Raw genomic sequence first — 21,589 nt, forward strand, 5'->3', positions numbered from 1 at the left:
GTGTGCGTGGTAGTTTCTACGGCGAAAGTAAGCATAAAAATGCTTAAGGGATCACGATGCAGAACGGCGCAATGAAAGCCTGGCTGGACTCTTCTTACCTCTCTGGTTCAAACCAGAGCTGGATAGAACAGCTCTATGAAGACTTCTTAACCGATCCTGACTCAGTGGACGCAAACTGGCGTTCCATGTTCCAGCAGTTGCCTGGTACAGGGGTCAAACCGGATCAATTCCATTCAAAAACACGTGATTATTTCCGTCGTCTGGCGAAGGATGCCTCACGTTACTCTTCTGCGATTTCCGACCCTGACACCAATGCGAAGCAGGTTAAAGTCCTGCAACTTATCAACGCTTATCGCTTCCGTGGTCACCAGCATGCGAATCTCGATCCGCTGGGACTGTGGCAGCAGGAACGTGTGGCGGATCTCGATCCGGCTTATCACGATCTGACCGAGGCCGATTTCCAGGAAAGCTTTAACGTAGGTTCCTTTGCCATCGGCAAAGACACGATGAAGCTGGGCGATCTGATTGACGCGCTCAAGCAAACCTACTGCGGCTCCATCGGCGCGGAATATATGCACATTACCTCCACCGAAGAGAAACGCTGGATCCAGCAGCGTATCGAATCCGTGGCAGGCCACGCGAATTTCTCAGCAGATGAGAAAAAACGTTTTCTCAGCGAACTGACCGCCGCGGAAGGCCTTGAGCGCTATCTGGGCGCGAAATTCCCTGGCGCAAAACGCTTCTCACTGGAGGGCGGCGATGCGTTAGTCCCGATGCTGAAAGAGCTGATTCGTCATGCCGGTAAGAGCGGCACGCGCGAAGTGGTGCTGGGCATGGCGCACCGTGGTCGCCTGAATGTGCTGGTTAACGTGCTGGGTAAAAAGCCGCAGGATCTGTTCGACGAATTTGCGGGTAAACATAAAGAGCACCTCGGCACCGGTGACGTGAAGTACCACATGGGCTTCTCGTCGGATATCGAAACCGAGGGCGGTCAGGTTCACCTGGCGCTGGCGTTTAACCCGTCGCACCTGGAAATCGTCAGCCCGGTGGTTATCGGTTCCGTGCGTGCGCGTCTGGATCGTCTGGACGAGCCGAGCAGCAATAAAGTACTGCCAATCACTATTCACGGTGATGCGGCGGTCACAGGGCAGGGCGTGGTTCAGGAAACCCTGAACATGTCGAAAGCGCGTGGTTATGAAGTGGGCGGTACCGTTCGCATCGTAATCAACAACCAGGTGGGCTTCACCACCTCTAACCCGCTGGATGCGCGTTCCACCCCGTACTGCACCGACATCGGTAAAATGGTTCAGGCGCCCATCTTCCACGTTAACGCGGATGACCCTGAAGCCGTTGCTTTCGTTACCCGTCTGGCGCTGGACTTCCGTAACACCTTCAAGCGCGACGTGTTCATTGACCTCTTCTGCTACCGCCGTCACGGCCACAACGAAGCGGATGAGCCAAGTGCAACCCAGCCGCTGATGTACCAGAAAATCAAAAAACACCCGACGCCGCGTAAAATCTACGCTGACAAGCTGGAAAGCGAAAAAGTGGCGACGCTGGAAGATGCGACCGAGATGGTCAATCTTTATCGCGACGCGCTGGATGCGGGTGAATGCGTAGTGAAAGAGCTGCGCCCAATGAACATGCACTCCTTTACCTGGTCGCCGTATCTCAACCACGAGTGGGACGAGAGCTACCCGAACAAGGTTGAGATGAAGCGTTTGCAGGAACTGGCTAAACGCATCAGCACCGTGCCGGAAGCGATCGAGATGCAGTCCCGCGTGGCCAAGATCTATGGCGATCGCCAGGCAATGGCGGCGGGTGAGAAGCTGTTCGACTGGGGCGGCGCGGAAACGCTGGCCTATGCGACGCTGGTTGACGAAGGTATTCCGGTTCGTCTGTCCGGTGAAGATGCGGGTCGTGGCACCTTCTTCCACCGTCATGCGGTTGTACACAACCAGTCTAACGGTTCAACGTACACTCCGCTTCAGCACGTGCATAACGGTCAGGGCCAGTTCAAGGTCTGGGACTCCGTGCTGTCAGAAGAAGCGGTTCTGGCCTTCGAATACGGCTACGCCACCGCAGAACCCCGCACCCTGACCATCTGGGAAGCGCAGTTCGGTGACTTCGCCAACGGTGCGCAGGTCGTCATCGACCAGTTCATCTCCTCCGGTGAGCAGAAGTGGGGCCGTATGTGCGGTCTGGTGATGCTGCTGCCGCACGGCTATGAAGGACAAGGTCCGGAGCACTCCTCCGCGCGTCTGGAGCGTTATCTGCAACTCTGCGCCGAGCAGAATATGCAGGTTTGCGTGCCGTCCACTCCGGCTCAGGTTTACCACATGCTACGTCGTCAGGCGCTGCGCGGTATGCGCCGTCCGCTGGTGGTCATGTCGCCAAAATCCCTGCTGCGCCATCCACTGGCGGTCTCCAGCCTGGAAGAGCTGGCAAACGGCACCTTCCTGCCGGCCATCGGTGAAATTGACGAGCTGGATCCGCAGGCCGTTAAGCGTGTCGTAATGTGTTCTGGTAAGGTTTATTACGACCTGCTGGAACAGCGCCGTAAGAACGATCAGAAAGATGTCGCCATCGTGCGTATCGAACAGCTTTATCCGTTCCCGCATCAGGCGATGCAGGAAGTGCTGAAACAGTACGCTCACGTTCATGATTTTGTCTGGTGCCAGGAAGAGCCGCTCAACCAGGGCGCATGGTATTGCAGCCAGCATCATTTCCGTGAAGTGATTCCATTTGGGTCTGCCCTGCGTTATGCAGGTCGCCCGGCCTCCGCCTCTCCGGCGGTAGGGTATATGTCCGTTCACCAGAAGCAGCAACAAGATCTGGTCAATGACGCGCTGAACGTCGATTAATTAAAGGATACATAATGAGTAGCGTAGATATTCTTGTTCCCGACCTGCCTGAGTCCGTAGCAGATGCAACCGTCGCCACCTGGCACAAAAAACCAGGCGACGCGGTAACCCGTGACGAAGTGCTGGTAGAAATCGAAACTGACAAAGTGGTACTGGAAGTACCGGCTTCAGCGGATGGCATTCTGGATGCAGTCCTGGAAGATGAAGGTACGACCGTCACTTCTCGCCAAATCCTGGGTCGCCTGCGTGAAGGCAACAGCGCGGGCAAAGAGTCCAGCGCCAAATCTGAAGAAAAAGCGTCTACCCCGGCCCAGCGCCAGCAGGCGTCTCTGTCCGATCAGACCAATGACGCGCTCAGCCCGGCGATCCGTCGCCTGCTGGCTGAGCACAGCCTCGATCCGGCAGCCATCAAAGGCACCGGCGTGGGTGGCCGTCTGACGCGCGAAGACATCGACAAGCATCTGGCAAAAGCGCCTTCTGAGGCGAAAGCGGAAGCGAAAGCCCCTGCGGCAGCACCAGCGGCACAGCCAGCTCTGGGCGCACGTAGCAAAAAACGCGTGCCGATGACCCGCCTGCGTAAGCGCGTGGCCGAGCGTCTGCTGGAAGCGAAAAACTCCACCGCGATGCTGACCACCTTTAACGAAGTCAACATGAAGCCAATCATGGATCTGCGCAAGCAGTACGGTGACGCGTTTGAAAAACGTCACGGTATCCGTCTGGGCTTCATGTCCTTCTACGTGAAAGCGGTAGTTGAAGCGCTGAAACGCTACCCGGAAGTGAACGCGTCTATTGATGGCGATGACGTGGTTTACCACAACTACTTCGACGTCAGCATGGCGGTTTCTACCCCGCGCGGCCTGGTTACCCCGGTTCTGCGTGACGTGGATACCCTGGGTATGGCTGACATCGAGAAGAAAATCAAAGAGCTGGCCGTGAAAGGCCGTGACGGCAAGCTGACCGTTGAGGACCTGACTGGCGGTAACTTCACCATTACCAACGGTGGTGTGTTCGGCTCGCTGATGTCTACCCCGATCATCAACCCGCCGCAGAGCGCGATCCTGGGTATGCATGCCATTAAAGATCGTCCAATGGCGGTAGACGGTAAAGTGGAGATCCTGCCGATGATGTACCTGGCGCTCTCTTACGATCACCGCCTGATCGACGGCCGCGAGTCCGTAGGCTTCCTGGTTGCCATTAAAGAGCTGCTGGAAGATCCAACGCGTCTGCTGCTGGACGTCTAGTTTTTGCAGTCTTGCCCGGCGGCGCGTTGCTTGCCGGGCCTACAAAAGCACTACCTAACGATTACCTGAAGGATGGATAGAACACATGAACTTACATGAATATCAGGCCAAACAGCTGTTTGCCCGGTATGGCTTACCGGCTCCGGTGGGTTATGCCTGTACTACCCCGCGTGAAGCAGAAGAAGCCGCGTCTAAAATCGGTTCCGGCCCGTGGGTAGTTAAATGTCAGGTTCACGCTGGTGGCCGTGGTAAAGCGGGCGGTGTGAAGGTTGTTAAGAGCAAAGAAGAGATCCGTGCGTTTGCTGAACATTGGCTCGGCAAGCGTCTGGTAACCTACCAGACAGATGCAAACGGCCAGCCGGTTAACCAGATCCTGGTTGAAGCGGCAACCGACATCGCGAAAGAACTGTACCTCGGCGCAGTCGTAGACCGTAGCTCCCGTCGCGTGGTGTTCATGGCGTCTACCGAAGGCGGCGTGGAAATCGAAAAAGTGGCGGAAGAAACCCCGCACCTGATCCACAAAGTGGCTATCGATCCGCTGGCGGGCCCAATGCCTTACCAGGGTCGTGAGCTGGCATTCAAACTGGGTCTGGAAGGCAAGCTGGTTCAGCAGTTCACCAAGATCTTCATGGGTCTGGCGACCATTTTCCTGGAGCGCGATTTGGCGCTGATCGAGATCAACCCGCTGGTGATCACCACCCAGGGCGACCTGATCTGCCTCGACGGCAAGCTGGGCGCTGACGGCAACGCGCTGTTCCGCCAGTCCGATCTGCGCGAAATGCGCGACCAGTCTCAGGAAGATCCGCGTGAAGCGCAGGCTGCACAGTGGGAACTGAACTACGTGGCGCTGGATGGCAACATCGGCTGCATGGTTAACGGTGCGGGCCTGGCAATGGGCACCATGGACATCGTTAAGCTGCACGGCGGTGAGCCAGCGAACTTCCTCGACGTGGGCGGTGGCGCAACCAAAGAGCGCGTAACCGAAGCGTTCAAAATCATTCTCTCTGACAGCAACGTGAAAGCGGTTCTGGTGAACATCTTCGGCGGTATCGTACGTTGCGACCTGATCGCCGACGGTATCATCGGCGCGGTAGAAGAAGTGGGCGTTAACGTTCCGGTTGTTGTACGTCTGGAAGGGAACAACGCTGAACTCGGCGCGAAAAAACTGGCTGACAGCGGCCTCAATATTATTGCAGCGAAAAGTCTGACGGATGCAGCTCAGCAGGTTGTTGCCGCAGTGGAGGGGAAATAATGTCCGTTTTAATTAATAAAGATACCAAGGTTATCTGCCAGGGCTTCACCGGTAGCCAGGGGACTTTCCACTCCGAACAGGCGATTGCCTACGGTACGCAGATGGTTGGCGGCGTAACGCCAGGTAAAGGCGGCACCACGCACCTGGGCCTGCCGGTGTTCAACACCGTGCGTGAAGCGGTAGAAGCGACGGGCGCAACCGCGACCGTGATCTACGTACCGGCGCCGTTCTGCAAAGACTCTATTCTGGAAGCGATCGACGCAGGCATTAAGCTGATCATCACCATCACTGAAGGCATCCCGACGCTGGATATGCTGACCGTGAAGGTGAAGCTGGACGAAGCAGGCGTGCGCATGATCGGCCCGAACTGCCCAGGCGTTATCACTCCAGGCGAATGCAAAATCGGCATCATGCCGGGCCACATTCATCGCCCAGGCAAAGTGGGTATCGTGTCCCGTTCCGGTACCCTGACCTATGAAGCGGTTAAGCAGACCACCGACTACGGTTTCGGCCAGTCCACCTGCGTGGGCATCGGCGGTGACCCGATCCCGGGCTCTAACTTCATCGACATCCTGAAGCTGTTCCAGGAAGATCCACAGACCGAAGCGATCGTGATGATCGGTGAGATCGGTGGTAGCGCGGAAGAAGAAGCGGCTGCTTACATCAAAGATCATGTGACCAAGCCGGTGGTGGGTTACATCGCGGGTGTGACCGCGCCGAAAGGCAAACGTATGGGTCACGCGGGCGCGATTATCGCAGGCGGTAAAGGTACGGCTGATGAGAAATTCGCAGCACTGGAAGCCGCAGGCGTGAAAACCGTTCGCAGCCTGGCGGATATCGGTGAAGCACTGAAATCCATCATTAAGTAAGTCCTCTCTGCTCCCCGATTGGGGCGCGTTGAAGTATAAAAAAATGTCCGTTTCGACATGGTTGGCCGCTGTAAAGCGGCCTTTTTTTATTGCCTGCGTTTAGCCACCAGGGTGAATTTATAGTCGTCGGTGTTAAACACGTTGCGACTGTATTCAAATACCCGGCCGTCTTTCAGAAAGCCACGAGAGACTTTTTCCAGAATCGGTTTTGCCGGATCGAGCGCCAGGGCGGCAATCGCCTCGTCCGATGGCATGACTGGCACCAGCTCCTGCTCGCTGCGATCGATAACCATCTTTTTGATCTGCTCAATGTAATGGTATTTCGACTGTTCCATCACTTCCCAGGTGAGGTCGGGGAACATCGCCAGCGGCATCCATGTCTCTTCCAGATTCACCGGCTTTTCCCTGATGAAGCGTACGCGCTTGACGTGCCAGACCTTATCGTCCGGATTGAGCGCAAGTTTTGCCGAGAGCCGCTCATCGGCTTTCACCACTTCGAAGACGCTGACGTCGCTGTGCGTATCGACGTTGCGATCCGCTAACTTTTCGTAAAAGCCGGTGAGCTGATAAATATCGTAATTCACCCGCTCCTCTTTTACATACGAGCCGCTGCCCTGAATACTTTCGATGATCTGCTCGTCGGCGAGCAGCTTCAAAGCCTGCCGCACGGTGACCCGGCTGACGCTAAACGCCTCCTGAAGGCTGGATTCCGTCGGCAGTGCGTCGCCAGGTTTTAACTCACCGGCATTAATTTTCTCGCGGAACGCATCGGCGATCTGCCGGTACATCGGTTTATTGCCCATTGTGTCGCGCCTTTTTAATACCTTTTCAGGGAATTATGCCTTCAGTGGTGAATTTGTAAATAATACAAATAAGATACAAATATTGATGTTAGTGAAAATGATCACATAAATGTATTATCTGGTCTGCCACAATCCTCCCCAGACAATAACTTTGGATAGGTGAGGATCTTTATGAACCTGACGACTCTGACCGACCCCCGTGCTGTCTGCGTGCAGGCGCAGTTTACCAGCCGTGATGAGGCAATCCGTCAGCTTGCGACGCGGCTGGTGGCGTTGGGCAAAATAGCCGACGCCGATACGTTTCTGGCAGACGTTTTCCATCGGGAATCGCTTGGCCCGACGGCGTTGGGCGAGGGGCTGGCCGTACCCCATGGTAAATCAGTGGCGGTAAAGGAAGCGGCTTTTGCCGTGGCCACACTGCGCGAGCCGCTGGCCTGGGAAGGCGTGGACGGGCCGGAGGAGGTCGAGCTGATTTTTCTGCTCGCCATTCCTCCCGCACAAGCGGGATCAACGCATATTCAGGTCCTGACGGAACTGACGTCTCGCCTGGCGGATGACGAGCTCAGGGCGCGCGTGATGACGGCGACCAGCGCGGAAGCGGTGCTTGCGGCGCTGGAAACGGCGCCTGACGCACAAGAAACCGCCGTTGCGGGGAATGCCCCGACGCTCGTCTGCGTTACCGCCTGTCCGGCCGGGATCGCCCATACCTACATGGCAGCGGAATATCTCGAAAAAGCGGGACGTAAGCTCGGCGTCAATGTGGTGGTCGAAAAGCAGGGGGCAAATGGTATTGAGGGGCGCATCACCGCGCAGCAGTTGCAGGAGGCAAAAGCGTGTATCTTCGCGGCGGAAGTGGCGATCAAAGAGCGTGAGCGTTTTCAGGGGATCCCCGCCATTTCCGTGCCCGTCGCGGAACCCTTACGCCATGCGGAAGCGCTCATTGAGCGTGCGCTGGCGCTACAGCCTGTATCCGATGCGCGTCCTGCGCACGTCGACATGGACGCGAAAAAGTGCGTTAAAACCGAACTCAAGCAGGCGCTGCTCAGCGGTATCTCTTTTGCGGTGCCGCTGATTGTCGCTGGCGGCACGGTGCTGGCCGTGTCGGTACTGCTGGCGCAAATCCTGGGCTTGCAGCATCTGTTCGATCAGGAAAACTCGTGGCTGTGGATGTACCGCAAACTGGGCGGCGGGATGCTTGGTATTCTGATGGTGCCTGTTCTGGCGGCCTATACCGCTTACTCGCTGGCGGATAAACCTGCGCTAACGCCGGGCTTTGCGGCGGGTCTTGCCGCCAATATGATCGGCTCTGGTTTTCTCGGGGCCATCGTCGGCGGGCTGATTGCGGGCTACCTGATGCTGTTTGTGATCGGCGAACCGGTGGCCTGGATCAATAACGCCCTGACCACCTGGCTTAACGGTCTGTCCGGCGCGAATGCGCTGCTGCTGGGGGCGATCCTGGGCTTTATGTGCTCGTTCGATCTGGGCGGTCCGGTCAACAAAGCCTCTTACGCGTTCTGTCTGGGAGCGATGGCCAATGGCGTATACGGGCCTTATGCGATTTTTGCCTCCGTCAAAATGGTATCGGCCTTTACCGTGACGGCATCAACGATGCTGGCTCCGAACCTGTTCAAACAGTTCGAAATTGAAACCGGCAAGTCCACCTGGCTGCTGGGGCTGGCGGGCATCACCGAAGGGGCAATTCCGATGGCTATCGAGGATCCGTTGCGGGTCATTGGCTCATTTGTTCTGGGGTCAATGGTGACCGGAGCGATTGTCGGGGCGATGGGGATTGGGCTATCCACCCCCGGCGCGGGCATTTTCTCGCTCTTCTTACTGCATGATGCCGGGCTGGGCGGCGTGATGGCCGCTGTCGGCTGGTTTGGCGCCGCGCTGATTGGCGCCGCAATCTCTACGCTCATTTTACTGCTCTGGCGACGCCAGGCCGTGAAGAGCGGCACCTACGTGACTGAAGACATACCCTCCTAAACACGCACTGACAGGAAACGAAGATGAAAGCTGTATCTCGCGTTCATATCACGCCACATATGCACTGGGACCGGGAGTGGTACTTCACCACCGAAGCGTCACGTATTCTTCTGGTCAATAATATGGAAGAGATCCTCACTCGACTTGAGCAGGACACAGAGTATAAATACTACGTACTCGACGGCCAGACGGCGGTGCTGGAAGATTATTTTGCCGTGAAACCGGAAAACAGGCCACGCGTGAAGGCACTGGTGGCGGCCGGGAAGCTGATTATCGGGCCGTGGTATACCCAGACGGATACCACCCTTGTTTCCGGCGAGTCGATTGTCCGAAATCTGATGTACGGTATACGCGACTGTCTGGCCTTTGGCGAGCCGATGAAAATTGGCTATCTGCCGGACTCCTTCGGCATGTCTTCCCAGCTGCCGCACATTTACAATGGTTTTGGCATCACGCGCACCATGTTCTGGCGCGGGTGTTCCGAGCGGCACGGTACCGATAAAACCGAATTTCTCTGGCAAAGTCAGGACGGCAGCGAAGTGACGGCACAGGTGCTGCCGCTGGGCTACGCGATTGGTAAGTACTTACCGGAGGATGAGGCCGGGCTGCGCAAACGGCTCGACACGTACTTCGAGGTGCTGGAAAAAGCCTCCGTGACGAAAGAAATTTTGCTGCCTAACGGCCATGATCAGATGCCGCTCCAGCAGAACATCTTTGCGGTGATGGATAAGCTGCGCGAAATCTATCCGCAGCGTCAGTTTGTGATGAGCCGCTTCGAGGAGGTGTTTGACCACATTGACGCGCACCGCGATGAACTGGCGACGCTGAAAGGGGAGTTTATTGACGGTAAATATATGCGGGTGCACCGGACGATAGGCTCCACGCGGATGGATATCAAAATCGCCCACGCCCGGATAGAGAATAAAATCGTCAACGTCCTTGAGCCGCTGGCCACGCTTGCCTGGACGCTGGGCTTTGAGTATCACCACGGCTTGCTGGAAAAAATGTGGAAAGAGATCCTCAAGAATCACGCCCATGACAGTATCGGCTGCTGCTGTAGTGACAAAGTGCATCGTGAGGTGATGTCCCGCTTCGAGCTGGCGGAAGACATGGCCGATAACCTGACGTGCTTCTATATGCGCAAGATTGTTGACAACATGCCACAGAGCGAGGAAGACAAACTGGTGATGTTTAACCTCACGCCCTGGCCGCGTGAGGAAGTGATTAACACCACGATACGTCTGCGCGCCAGCCAGTTCCGCCTGCTGGACGATAGGGGGAATGAAATCCCTTACTGCCTGCGCAGCGCGCGTGAAATCGACCCCGGCTTGATTGACCGGCAAATTGTGCATTACGGCAACTACGATCCCTTTATGGAGTTTGATATCCAGCTCAATCAGATCCTGCCATCAATGGGTTACCGCACGCTCTATATCGAGCCGCACGTGGCCGGCAAGCTGCTGGCGGCAGAAAAATCGTCGGAGGCGTTGCTGGAAAATGCTTTCTGGGAAATAACGTTAAACGACGACGGCACCCTGCGTCTGCTCGATAAAGCGTCCGGGCTTATCTATGACCGCGCGCTGGAAATAGAAGAGAGCTCGGATGATGGCGATGAGTACGACTACTCGCCTTCACGGGAAGAGTGGAGACTCACTTCCGCTCAGGGCGAGCATGAGGTTGAGGTGATCCACGAGGCCTGGCAGAGCAGGGCGGTGATCCGCCATCGCATGGCGGTGCCAGCGGATCTCGCTGAACGTTCTGCGCGTCAGCAGACGGGAACGCTTGAGGCAGAACTCACGGTCACGCTCAGCCATAACAGCCGACGTATCGACGTTGAGGCACGTCTCGGAAATCACGTGGATGACCACCGTGTGCGGGTGCTGATCCCGACGCCATTTACCACAGACACGGTGTTAGCCGATACCCAGTTCGGTTCGCTGACGCGTCCTGTACAGGATGAAGCGATGGCGAACTGGCAGGAGGAGGGCTGGAAGGAAGCGCCGCTGCCGGTGTGGAATCTGCTTAACTACGCGGTGCTCCAGGAACGGCGTAACGGAATGGCGCTGTTTACCGAAGGGTTGCGCGAATTTGAAGTGACTGGCGAGCGTCAAAAAACGTTTGCCCTGACGTTGCTTCGCGGCGTGGGGGTGCTTGGGAAGGAAGATTTACTGCTGCGCCCCGGCAGACCGTCCGGGATCAAAATGCCGGTGCCTGATTCGCAGATGCGGGGCCAGTTAACCTGTCGCTTTAGCCTGTTCAGTTTTAATGGTACGCCCGTCAGTGCTGGCGTTGCGCAGCAGGCGAAGTCGTGGTTAACGCCAGTGCACTGTTATAACAAAATCCCGTGGGATGCGATGAAGCTTAACCGCGCCTCTTTCACCACCCTTTGTAGCTATAGCCTGTTAACGCTGGCGCCTAACGGATGCGTACTCAGTGCGCTGAAAAAAGCGGAGGATCGTGACGAGATGATTCTTCGTCTGTACAACCCTTCGGAGACCCGCTCCTGTGACGTGGCTTTGTCTGTGAACCGTGAGGTCCAGGCCTGTTGCGAAACGGACATGAATGAGGTGCGCAAGGCGCAAGGGGAGGAGGGTTCAGCCATTACGGGGTCGTTCCGGCCATGCCAGTCACGCACCTTTAGCATAAAAATTGAAAGGTAATCTTCAGAACAATATAAAGGCCGCATTCCTGCGGCCTTTATTTCATCAAATAGTCACGATAGGGTGTTAATTTTAAGATTATCAAAGGTGAATGAAATGTAATCGTTTCGGCGGGTAGCAAAGCGAAAGAAAAATACTGTGAAGCAGATAACATTATATGTTTATCTTCCGGCAAAATGCGTTTTTTCTTGCGCGTTAATAAAAATCACCACTGTTTATATTATCTTCTGGCTTTTATAACCAATAACGCCTTTAAATATACATATTGTTAACAAGGTTTTTACTATCCGCACTACAAAGAAACATCATTAACAGCTCTGACTGTTTTTGATTTAAATCAATGTTTAATCCTTGGAAAAAGCCTCCGAAAGGCGTTAAATTGTTCCCGATCAAAATGGCCGAAAAGTGGTAATTTTGCTATAAATTGATCGCCGTCGAAAAACGTAAATCTGTTCGAATAAAAACCTGTTTATTGTAAGGGTTTTGCAGCGTATTATATTTACGGGATCAATTTGGTTTTTTCTTAACGTATTTGTAACCTTTCATCATTGCTTTTTCCTCCTGAAGAGAATAAGCAACGAAGAAGGGAAGCAGATAACTTTGTATTGGGGCATGCGTGTGGATCCTTATCTAACGGGGTTCACTCTCGGAGTCTTCATGCGATGAGCAAGGAGTCATAATGTTAGACGTAGTCGAACTGTCGCGCTTACAGTTTGCCTTGACCGCGATGTACCACTTCCTGTTTGTGCCGCTGACGCTCGGTATGGCGTTCCTGCTGGCCATCATGGAAACGGTTTACGTCCTCTCCGGCAAACAGATTTATAAAGATATGACCAAGTTCTGGGGCAAGTTGTTTGGTATCAACTTTGCGCTGGGCGTGGCAACCGGTCTGACCATGGAGTTCCAGTTCGGGACAAACTGGTCTTACTATTCCCACTATGTAGGGGATATTTTCGGTGCGCCGCTGGCCATTGAAGGTCTGATGGCCTTCTTCCTCGAATCCACCTTTGTAGGTCTGTTCTTCTTCGGTTGGGACCGTCTGGGTAAAGTCCAGCATATGGCGGTAACCTGGCTGGTGGCATTAGGCTCCAACTTGTCCGCACTGTGGATCCTGGTGGCGAACGGCTGGATGCAAAACCCAATCGCATCTGATTTCAACTTCGAAACCATGCGTATGGAGATGGTCAGCTTCGCTGAGCTGGTCCTGAACCCGGTTGCTCAGGTTAAATTCGTTCACACCGTGGCGTCTGGCTATGTGTGCGGCGCGATGTTCGTGCTGGGCATCAGCTCCTACTATATGCTGCGCGGCCGCGACTTCGCGTTCGCCAAGCGTTCTTTTGCTATCGCAGCAAGCTTCGGTATGGCCGCGATTCTGTCCGTGATTGTTCTGGGTGATGAATCCGGTTACGAAATGGGCGACGTGCAGAAAACCAAACTCGCCGCAATTGAAGCTGAATGGGAAACCCAGCCGGCACCGGCAGCGTTTACCCTGTTCGGTGTGCCTGACCAGGAAGCGCAGGAAAACCGCTTCGCCATTCAAATTCCTTACGCTCTGGGTATTATCGCCACGCGCTCCGTCGACAAACAGGTGACTGGCCTGAAAGATCTGATGGTGCAGCATGAAGAGCGTATCCGTAACGGGATGAAAGCCTACTCGCTGCTGGAACAGCTGCGCGCCGGCTCTACCGACCAGGCCGTTCGCGATCAATTTAACGACGTGAAGAAAGACCTCGGTTACGGTCTGCTGCTGAAACGCTATACCCCGAACGTCTCCGACGCGACGGAAGCGCAGATTCAGATGGCAACCAAAGACTCTATTCCACGCGTTGCGCCGCTGTACTTCGCGTTCCGCATCATGGTGGGTTGCGGCATTATCATGCTGCTGATCATCGCGGCCTCGTTCTGGTCAGTCATTCGTAACCGTATCGGTGAGAAAAAATGGCTGCTGCGCACCGCGCTGTACGGTATCCCACTGCCATGGATTGCTATCGAGTCCGGCTGGTTTGTTGCGGAATATGGCCGTCAGCCGTGGGCGATCGGTGAGGTGCTGCCAACAGCGGTAGCGAACTCCTCCCTGACCGCAGGCGACCTGATCTTCTCCATGCTGCTCATTTGCGGTCTGTACACCCTGTTCCTGGTGGCTGAACTGTTCCTGATGTTCAAGTTCGCGCGCCTTGGCCCAAGCAGCCTGAAAACCGGTCGCTACCACTACGAGCAGTCTGTTGCGACTACTCAGCCGGCACGCTAAGACAGGAGTCATCAAATGATCGATTATGAAGTATTGCGTTTTATCTGGTGGCTGCTGATCGGTGTTCTGCTGATTGGTTTCGCGGTCACCGATGGTTTCGACATGGGCGTGGGCATGCTCACCCGTTTCCTCGGTCGTAATGACACCGAGCGTCGAATCATGATCAACTCCATCGCCCCGCACTGGGACGGTAACCAGGTGTGGCTGATCACCGCAGGCGGCGCGCTGTTCGCTGCCTGGCCGATGGTCTACGCGGCTGCGTTCTCCGGCTTCTATGTGGCGATGATTCTGGTGCTGGCTTCTTTATTCTTCCGTCCGGTGGGTTTCGACTACCGTTCCAAGATTGAAGACACCCGCTGGCGTAACATGTGGGACTGGGGCATCTTCATCGGTAGCTTCGTTCCACCGCTGGTCATTGGTGTGGCGTTCGGTAACCTGTTGCAGGGCGTACCGTTCCACGTCGACGAATATATGCGTCTGTTCTACACCGGTAACTTCTTCCAGCTGCTGAATCCGTTTGGTCTGCTGGCAGGCGTGGTGAGCGTGGCGATGATCATCACCCAGGGGGCAACCTATCTCCAGATGCGTACCGTAGGTGAACTGCATCTGCGTTCCCGCGCTACCGCTCAGGTGGCAGCGCTGGTGACGCTGGTCTGCTTCGCGCTGGCAGGCGTGTGGGTGGTGTATGGTATTGATGGATACGTGGTGACGTCCGCTATCAACCATGCTGCACCGTCTAACCCGCTGACCAAAGAGGTGGCGCGTCAGGCCGGTGCATGGCTGGTGAACTTCAACAATACCCCTGTGCTGTGGGCTATCCCGGCTCTGGGTGTGTTGCTGCCACTGCTGACCGTGCTGACGTCTCGTCTGGAGAAAGGCGCTCTGGCGTTCGTATTCTCTTCCCTTACGCTGGCGTGCATCATCCTGACGGCCGGTATTGCGATGTTCCCGTTCGTGATGCCATCCAGCACCATGATGAATGCCAGCCTGACCATGTGGGATGCAACGTCCAGCCATATGACGCTGAACTTAATGACCTATGTGGCTTGCGTGTTCGTTCCGATTGTTCTGGCTTACACCATCTGGTGTTACTGGAAAATGTTCGGTCGTATCACTAAAGAACATATCGAAAGCAACACCCACTCTATGTACTAAGTAAGGAGCTGAATATGTGGTATTTCGCATGGATTTTAGGGACGCTTCTTGCCTGTGCGTTTGGTGTCATCACTGCCCTGGCGCTTGAGCATGTAGAAGCGACCAAAGCAGGTGAAGAAAAGCACTAATGAATATTATCGCAACGTTATATGCGGTAATGGATAAGCGCCCCTTGAGGGCGCTTTCCCTCATTATGGCATTACTGCTGGCAGGCTGTATCTTCTGGGACCCGTCGCGCTTCGCGGCGAAAACCAGCGAGCTTGAAATCTGGCACGGCTTCCTGATTATGTGGGCGGTGTGCGCAGGCGTGATTCACGGTGTCGGCTTTCGTCCGAAAGCGCTTCACTGGCAGGGCATCTTCTGCCCACTGATTGCCGATCTGGTTCTCCTCGCCGGTTTGATTTTCTTCTTCTTCTGAATAAGAAATGTCCGTTAACGTTATGGGCTTACCCTGGCCCATAAAAATTTACTCTCCGTTTACTTTCTCCCATTCCAAACCATCATTCCCGCGCGTATAGTAGCGAAGTTTGAAAGCTCCAACTTTTCTTGTATTACTGGGATGTAAAGTGAATACAACGCTGTTTCGATGGCCGGTACGTGTCTATTACGAAGATACCGATGCCGGTGGTGTGGTCTACCACGCCAGCTACGTTGCTTTTTATGAACGGGCACGCACAGAGATGCTGCGCCATCATCACTTTAGTCAACAGGTGCTGTTGGCTGAGCGAGTTGCCTTCGTGGTACGCAAGATGACGCTTGAGTATTTTGCGCCTGCCAGACTCGACGATATGCTCGAAGTCCAAACAGAAATTACATCAATGCGCGGAACTTCACTGGTTTTCACGCAGCGGATAGTCAATGCAGAGAACACGGTACTGAACTCAGCTGAAGTCCTGATTGTCTGTGTTGATCCAACCATAATGAAGCCTCGTGCGCTTCCTAAGTCTATTGTCGCGGAGTTTAAGCAGTGACTGACATGAATATCCTTGATTTGTTCCTGAAGGCAAGCCTTCTGGTTAAACTTATCATGTTGATTTTGATTGGTTTTTCAATCGCATCCTGGGCCATCATCATCCAGAGAACGCGTATCCTCAATGCCGCTGGCCGCGAAGCCGAAGCGTTTGAAGATAAGTTCTGGTCGGGTATTGAGCTTTCTCGTCTGTACCAGGAAAGCCAGGGACGCCGTGATAACCTTTCAGGCTCCGAACAAATTTTCTATAGCGGTTTCAAAGAGTTCGCTCGCTTACATCGCGCTAACAGCCATGCGCCGGAAGCCGTGGTAGAAGGGGCGTCGCGTGCGATGCGCATCTCCATGAACCGCGAACTGGAAAATCTTGAAACGCATATTCCTTTCCTCGGAACCGTTGGCTCCATCAGCCCGTATATCGGCCTGTTTGGTACGGTGTGGGGGATCATGCACGCCTTTATCGCCCTTGGGGCGGTGAAGCAGGCAACGTTGCAGATGGTTGCGCCGGGTATCGCAGAAGCACTGATCGCGACCGCAATCGGTCTGTTCGCCGCAATTCCGGCGGTAATGGCGTACAACCGTCTGAACCAGCGCGTGAACAAACTGGAACTGAACTACGACAACTTTATGGAAGAGTTCACCGCGATTCTGCATCGTCAGGCGTTTACCAGCACCGAGAGCAACAAGGGGTAAACCATGGCCAGATCGCGTGGACGAGGTCGTCGCGAGCTCAAGTCCGAAATCAATATCGTTCCGTTACTGGACGTGCTGCTGGTGCTGCTGCTGATCTTTATGGCGACGGCGCCCATCATCACCCAGAGCGTGGAAGTTGATCTGCCGGATGCGACAGAATCACAGGCGGTAAGCACCAATGACGATCCTCCGGTCATCATTGAGGTTTCCGGCGTAGGGCAGTACAGCGTGGTGGTAGAGAAAGATCGTATGGATCAGCTTCCGCCAGAGCAGGTTATTGCTGAAGCGCAACGACGCCTGGAGTCAAATCCGAAGACGGTCTTCTTAATCGGTGGTGCGAAAGACGTACCATATGATGAAATTATCAAAGCGCTGAACTTGCTACATAGCGCGGGCGTTAAGTCAGTTGGCTTAATGACTCAGCCTATTTGATCATCTGCGTAGTTTTTGGGAACCGATAGTGTCAAAGGCAACCGAACAGAACGACAAGCTTAAGCGAGCGATAATCGTCTCCGCAGTGCTGCACGTAATTCTTTTTGCAGCGCTGATCTGGAGTTCGTTCGATGAGCACCTTGATGCATCAGGCGGCGGTGGGGGGTCCTCCATCGACGCCGTTATGGTGGATCCCGGTGCGATCGTTCAGAACTATAATCGTCAGCAACAGCAGCAGGCGAGCTCTAAACGTGCTGAAGAGCAGCGAGAAAAACAGGCGCAACAGCAGGCGGAAGAGCTGCGTGAAAAGCAGGCCGCTGAGCAGGAACGTCTGAAGCAGCTAGAGAAAGAGCGTTTGCAGGCGCAGGAAGCGGCGAAAGAGCAGGCAGAGCAGCAGAAGCAGGCTGAAGCCGCTGCGAAGAAGGCGCAGGAACAGCAGAAGCAGGCGGAAGAGGCGGCAGCCAAAGCCGCGGCTGATGCAAAAGCGCAGGCTGACGCACAGGCGAAATTAGCGGCTGACGCGGCGAAGAAAGCCGCTGCTGATGCTCAGAAAAAAGCGGAAGCAGAAGCTGCGAAGAAAGCCGCTGCTGATGCCCAGAAGAAAGCGGAAGCAGAAGCCGCGAAGAAAGCCGCTCAGGAAGCAGAGAAGAAAGCTGCTGCCGATGCTGCGAAGAAAGCGGCTGCTGCCGAGAAGGCTGCGGCTGAAAAAGCGGCTGCCGCTGAAAAAGCTGCGGCTGATAAAAAAGCTGCTGCCGAAAAAGCCGCAGCCGACAAGAAAGCTGCCGCTGAAAAAGCCGCTGCCAGGAAGGCCGCTGCTGAAAAAGCTGCCGCTGAAGCAGCCACCGCTGACGATATCATTGGCGACCTGAGTTCTGGTAAGAATGCGCCGAAAACTGGCGGTGGGGCAAAAGGGAGTAATGCAGCCCCGGCGGGAAGCGGTAACACTAAGAACAACGGTGCTTCTGGCGCTGAGATTAACGACTACAAGAACCAGATTGCTGCGGCTATATCCAGCAGGCTTAACGATAAATCATTGTATACAGGGAAAACATGCAGACTGCATATTAAACTGCATACTGATGGTACCGTGCTGAGCGTTGAGTCTGAAGGAGGCGATGACGCATTATGCCAGGCTGCACTTGTGGCAGTGAATCAGGCAAAACTGCCAAAACCTCCGTCACAGGCTGTCTATGAAGTGTTCAAAGACGCTTCGCTGAACTTTAAGCCATAAGCAGAGCTGCGGTTATCGGGTTCTGATAGTTTTGTGTATTTGAGTTTGTTAACCTTCTGCTAAATTATCCAGGACTTATTGTTCGGATAAGGGAGATATGATGAAGCAGGCATTACGATTAGCTTTTGGTTTTTTAGTACTGTTGACGTCAGCAGTGCATGCCACAGTAAGCATCGACATTACCGACTGGAACGACTCAGCGCGTCCAATCGGTGTCGTTCCGTTCCAGTGGGCAGGCCCGGGCGCTGCGCCTGAAGACATTGGCGGCATTGTTGCAGCTGACCTGCGTAACAGCGGTAAATTTAACCCCTTAGATCGTTCTCGTCTGCCGCAGCAGCCGGGTACCGCTCAGGAAGTTCAACCTGCTGCATGGTCTGCACTGGGTATTGATGCCGTGGTTGTCGGACAGGTTACTCCTGCGCCAGACGGCGGCTATAACGTCGCTTATCAGCTGGTGGATACCGGCGGTGCGCCGGGTACCGTTCTGGCTCAAAACACGTATAAGGTGAACAAGCAGTGGCTGCGTTACGCAGGCCATACGGCGAGTGACGAAGTGTTTGAGAAGCTGACCGGTATTAAAGGTGCGTTCCGTACTCGTATCGCGTACGTAGTACAGACCAACGGCGGCCAGTTCCCTTATGAGCTGCGCGTCTCTGATTACGATGGCTACAACCAGTTCACCGTACACCGTTCACCACAGCCGCTGATGTCTCCGGCATGGTCTCCGGACGGCTCTAAGCTGGCGTACGTGACCTTCGAAAGCGGCCGTTCCGCGCTGGTTATCCAGACGCTCTCTAACGGTGCTGTGCGTCAGGTTGCGTCATTCCCGCGTCACAACGGTGCGCCTGCGTTCTCTCCGGACGGTACCAAACTGGCGTTTGCCCTGTCTAAAACCGGTAGCCTGAACCTGTACGTGATGGATATTGGTTCTGGTCAGATCCGTCAGGTCACGGATGGTCGTAGCAACAACACTGAGCCAACCTGGTTCCCGGACAGCCAGAATCTGGCCTTTACGTCTGACCAGGCAGGTCGTCCACAAGTTTATAAAGTGAATATCAACGGCGGAGCAGCGCAGCGTATTACCTGGGAAGGTTCTCAGAACCAGGATGCTGACGTCAGTGCCGATGGTAAAACGATGGTAATGGTCAGTACTGCGGGTGGTCAGCAGCACATTGCCAAACAAGATCTGGTAACGGGGGGCGTACAAGTACTGTCGTCAACGTTCCTGGATGAAACGCCAAGTCTGGCACCTAACGGCACCATGGTAATCTACAGCTCTTCTCAGGGGATGGGATCCGTGCTGAATCTGGTTTCTACAGATGGGCGTTTCAAAGCGCGTCTTCCGGCAACTGATGGACAGGTAAAATCACCTGCCTGGTCGCCGTATCTGTAATAATAATTAATTGATTACTAAAGGAATCTTAGAAATGCAACTGAACAAAGTGCTGAAGGGGCTGATGATCGCTCTGCCTGTTATGGCAATCGCAGCGTGTTCTTCTAACAAGAACGCAAGCAATGACCAGAGCGGCGAAGGCATGATGGGTGCCGGCACCGGTATGGACGCTAACGGCAATGGCAATATGTCTTCTGAAGAGCAAGCGCGTCTTCAGATGCAGCAGTTACAGCAGAACAACATCGTTTACTTCGATCTGGATAAATACGACATCCGTTCTGACTTCGCTGCAATGCTGGATGCGCACGCAAACTTCCTGCGTAGCAACCCGTCTTACAAAGTCACCGTAGAAGGTCATGCGGACGAACGTGGTACTCCGGAGTACAACATCTCCCTGGGTGAACGTCGTGCAAACGCTGTTAAAATGTACCTCCAGGGTAAAGGCGTTTCTGCTGACCAGATCTCCATCGTTTCTTACGGTAAAGAAAAACCAGCAGTACTGGGTCACGACGAAGCGGCTTACTCCAAAAACCGTCGTGCCGTACTCGTTTACTAAGAGAATTGCATGAGCAGTAACTTCAGACATCATCTGATGAGTCTGTCGTTACTGGTTGGAATAGCGGCCCCCTGGGCCGCTTTTGCTCAGGCACCAATCAGTAGTGTCGGCTCAGGCTCGGTAGAAGACCGGGTCACTCAACTCGAGCGTATTTCTAACGCTCACAGCCAGCTTTTAACTCAACTCCAGCAGCAGCTTTCCGATAACCAGAATGATATTGATTCCCTTCGTGGTCAGATCCAGGAGAGTCAGTATCAGCTTAATCAGGTTGTGGAGCGCCAGAAGCAAATTTTGTTGCAGATGGATAGCCTGAACAGCGGCGGAGCAGCAGCACAGCCAGCAGCAGGCGATCAAAGCGGTGCGGCAACGCCTGCACCTGCGGCTGATGCCTCCGCGTCGTCTGGTGCGCCTGTACAGAGCGGTGACGCGAATACGGACTACAACGCGGCCATTGCCCTGGTGCAGGACAAATCGCGGCAGGACGATGCTATCGTTGCGTTTCAGAACTTCATTAAGAAGTACCCTGATTCCACTTACCAGCCAAATGCGAACTACTGGCTGGGTCAGTTGAATTACAACAAGGGTAAAAAGGATGATGCGGCGTTTTATTTTGCCTCTGTGGTGAAAAATTACCCGAAATCACCGAAAGCGCCTGATGCGATGTATAAAGTCGGCGTGATCATGCAGGACAAAGGCGACACTGCAAAAGCCAAAGCGGTTTATCAGCAGGTGGTTGCGAAATTCCCGGGTACAGACGGCGCCAAACAAGCGCAAAAACGTTTGAGTTCGATGGGTTGATTATCGCATGACCAGAAATCGCGTCATTTCTGGTCGTGCAGCATGATTCCTAAGCAGTTAAGTGATCTTCATCGAAATTTTTGTTGCGCAGAATTCTTAAATCAGTAATATATGCCGCCGTTGCCACGGGATATCAAACAACGTGAAAGCAGCGCAAAAGTGGGTCGTTAGCTCAGTTGGTAGAGCAGTTGACTTTTAATCAATTGGTCGCAGGTTCGAATCCTGCACGACCCACCACTTAAAGCAGTTCCGGCAGTACAGAGTGGGTGATTAGCTCAGTTGGTAGAGCATCTCCTTTACACGGAGGGGGTCGGCGGTTCGAGCCCGTCATCACCCACCACTCGGGTCGTTAGCTCAGTTGGTAGAGCAGTTGACTTTTAATCAATTGGTCGCAGGTTCGAATCCTGCACGACCCACCAATTTTATTGGTGCCGAGTGATA

At 54.4% G+C, this 21,589-nt stretch carries 18 protein-coding genes and 3 tRNA genes; 20 read left to right on the forward strand and 1 reads right to left on the reverse strand.

Features of this window, described 5'->3' with window-relative positions:
• Positions 1-56: 56 nt before the first annotated feature.
• The 4 genes from sucA (at position 57) to sucD (ending at position 6,226) form a co-directional block, all read left to right on the forward strand.
• Positions 57-2,864, forward strand: a complete 2,808-nt coding sequence (sucA, locus tag SK50_RS08855) for a 2-oxoglutarate dehydrogenase E1 component (protein WP_006809581.1) — start codon at positions 57-59, stop codon at positions 2,862-2,864.
• 14 nt (positions 2,865-2,878) lie between these two features.
• Entirely contained in the window at positions 2,879-4,105 is a 1,227-nt protein-coding gene (odhB, locus tag SK50_RS08860) for a 2-oxoglutarate dehydrogenase complex dihydrolipoyllysine-residue succinyltransferase (RefSeq protein ID WP_048229320.1), read from the forward strand.
• An 85-nt stretch (positions 4,106-4,190) separates the two neighbouring features.
• Positions 4,191-5,357 (forward strand): ADP-forming succinate--CoA ligase subunit beta, encoded by a 1,167-nt coding sequence (gene sucC, locus SK50_RS08865; RefSeq protein WP_017384968.1) that lies wholly within the window; start codon positions 4,191-4,193, stop codon positions 5,355-5,357.
• On the forward strand, positions 5,357-6,226 hold the full coding sequence (gene sucD / locus SK50_RS08870) for a succinate--CoA ligase subunit alpha (protein ID WP_003858609.1): 870 nt from the start codon (positions 5,357-5,359) through the stop codon (positions 6,224-6,226). The genes sucC and sucD overlap by 1 nt, the downstream gene beginning before the upstream one ends.
• Before the next feature lie 86 nt (positions 6,227-6,312).
• Here the strand turns inward: sucD and SK50_RS08875 are convergent, their stop codons facing one another.
• Positions 6,313-7,029, reverse strand: coding sequence for a GntR family transcriptional regulator (locus SK50_RS08875; protein ID WP_048229322.1), 717 nt, complete (start codon positions 7,027-7,029; stop codon positions 6,313-6,315).
• A gap of 171 nt (positions 7,030-7,200) precedes the next feature.
• Here SK50_RS08875 and SK50_RS08880 point away from each other — a divergent pair, with 171 nt between their 5' ends.
• From SK50_RS08880 to SK50_RS08955, 16 genes are all read left to right on the forward strand, one after another.
• Positions 7,201-9,015 carry a PTS 2-O-a-mannosyl-D-glycerate transporter subunit IIABC gene (locus SK50_RS08880; protein ID WP_048229324.1) on the forward strand — a complete coding sequence of 605 codons (1,815 nt, stop codon included), beginning with the start codon at positions 7,201-7,203 and terminating at the stop codon, positions 9,013-9,015.
• A 23-nt stretch (positions 9,016-9,038) separates the two neighbouring features.
• Complete coding sequence (gene mngB / locus SK50_RS08885) at positions 9,039-11,675, forward strand: mannosylglycerate hydrolase (RefSeq protein WP_048229325.1); 2,637 nt, start codon at positions 9,039-9,041, stop codon at positions 11,673-11,675.
• Positions 11,676-12,354: 679 nt separating this feature from the next.
• Positions 12,355-13,923 carry a cytochrome ubiquinol oxidase subunit I gene (gene cydA / locus SK50_RS08890; protein ID WP_003858601.1) on the forward strand — a complete coding sequence of 523 codons (1,569 nt, stop codon included), beginning with the start codon at positions 12,355-12,357 and terminating at the stop codon, positions 13,921-13,923.
• Between the two features lie 15 nt (positions 13,924-13,938).
• Positions 13,939-15,078, forward strand: coding sequence for a cytochrome d ubiquinol oxidase subunit II (cydB, locus tag SK50_RS08895; RefSeq protein ID WP_023303309.1), 1,140 nt, complete (start codon positions 13,939-13,941; stop codon positions 15,076-15,078).
• Between the two features lie 14 nt (positions 15,079-15,092).
• Positions 15,093-15,206: a cytochrome bd-I oxidase subunit CydX gene (cydX, locus tag SK50_RS08900; RefSeq protein ID WP_003858598.1), complete on the forward strand. Its 114-nt coding sequence runs from the start codon at positions 15,093-15,095 to the stop codon at positions 15,204-15,206.
• Positions 15,206-15,496, forward strand: coding sequence for a cyd operon protein YbgE (gene ybgE, locus SK50_RS08905; protein WP_003858596.1), 291 nt, complete (start codon positions 15,206-15,208; stop codon positions 15,494-15,496). The genes cydX and ybgE overlap by 1 nt, the downstream gene beginning before the upstream one ends.
• 148 nt (positions 15,497-15,644) lie before the next feature.
• Positions 15,645-16,049: a tol-pal system-associated acyl-CoA thioesterase gene (gene ybgC, locus SK50_RS08910; RefSeq protein ID WP_003858593.1), complete on the forward strand. Its 405-nt coding sequence runs from the start codon at positions 15,645-15,647 to the stop codon at positions 16,047-16,049.
• Entirely contained in the window at positions 16,046-16,738 is a 693-nt protein-coding gene (gene tolQ / locus SK50_RS08915) for a Tol-Pal system protein TolQ (RefSeq protein WP_003858590.1), read from the forward strand. The genes ybgC and tolQ overlap by 4 nt, the downstream gene beginning before the upstream one ends.
• A 3-nt stretch (positions 16,739-16,741) precedes the next feature.
• The gene (gene tolR, locus SK50_RS08920) at positions 16,742-17,170 is read left to right on the forward strand and encodes a colicin uptake protein TolR (RefSeq protein ID WP_003858589.1); all 429 of its coding nucleotides are present in this window, start codon (positions 16,742-16,744) and stop codon (positions 17,168-17,170) included.
• 28 nt (positions 17,171-17,198) lie between these two features.
• On the forward strand, positions 17,199-18,401 hold the full coding sequence (gene tolA, locus SK50_RS08925) for a cell envelope integrity protein TolA (RefSeq protein WP_032636430.1): 1,203 nt from the start codon (positions 17,199-17,201) through the stop codon (positions 18,399-18,401).
• Positions 18,402-18,501: 100 nt separating this feature from the next.
• Positions 18,502-19,794, forward strand: coding sequence for a Tol-Pal system beta propeller repeat protein TolB (gene tolB, locus SK50_RS08930; protein ID WP_017384962.1), 1,293 nt, complete (start codon positions 18,502-18,504; stop codon positions 19,792-19,794).
• A gap of 34 nt (positions 19,795-19,828) precedes the next feature.
• Positions 19,829-20,350, forward strand: a complete 522-nt coding sequence (pal, locus tag SK50_RS08935) for a peptidoglycan-associated lipoprotein Pal (protein ID WP_003858578.1) — start codon at positions 19,829-19,831, stop codon at positions 20,348-20,350.
• A gap of 9 nt (positions 20,351-20,359) precedes the next feature.
• Positions 20,360-21,148 (forward strand): cell division protein CpoB, encoded by a 789-nt coding sequence (gene cpoB, locus SK50_RS08940; RefSeq protein WP_017384961.1) that lies wholly within the window; start codon positions 20,360-20,362, stop codon positions 21,146-21,148.
• Between the two features lie 161 nt (positions 21,149-21,309).
• Positions 21,310-21,385, forward strand: a tRNA-Lys gene (locus tag SK50_RS08945).
• A 27-nt stretch (positions 21,386-21,412) separates the two neighbouring features.
• Positions 21,413-21,488 (forward strand) — tRNA-Val (locus SK50_RS08950).
• 3 nt (positions 21,489-21,491) lie between these two features.
• Positions 21,492-21,567, forward strand: a tRNA-Lys gene (locus SK50_RS08955).
• The last annotated feature ends 22 nt before the right edge of the window (positions 21,568-21,589 follow it).

Source organism: Enterobacter sp. BWH64 (assembly GCF_001037645.1).
Taxonomy (GTDB): domain Bacteria; phylum Pseudomonadota; class Gammaproteobacteria; order Enterobacterales; family Enterobacteriaceae; genus Enterobacter; species Enterobacter hormaechei_C.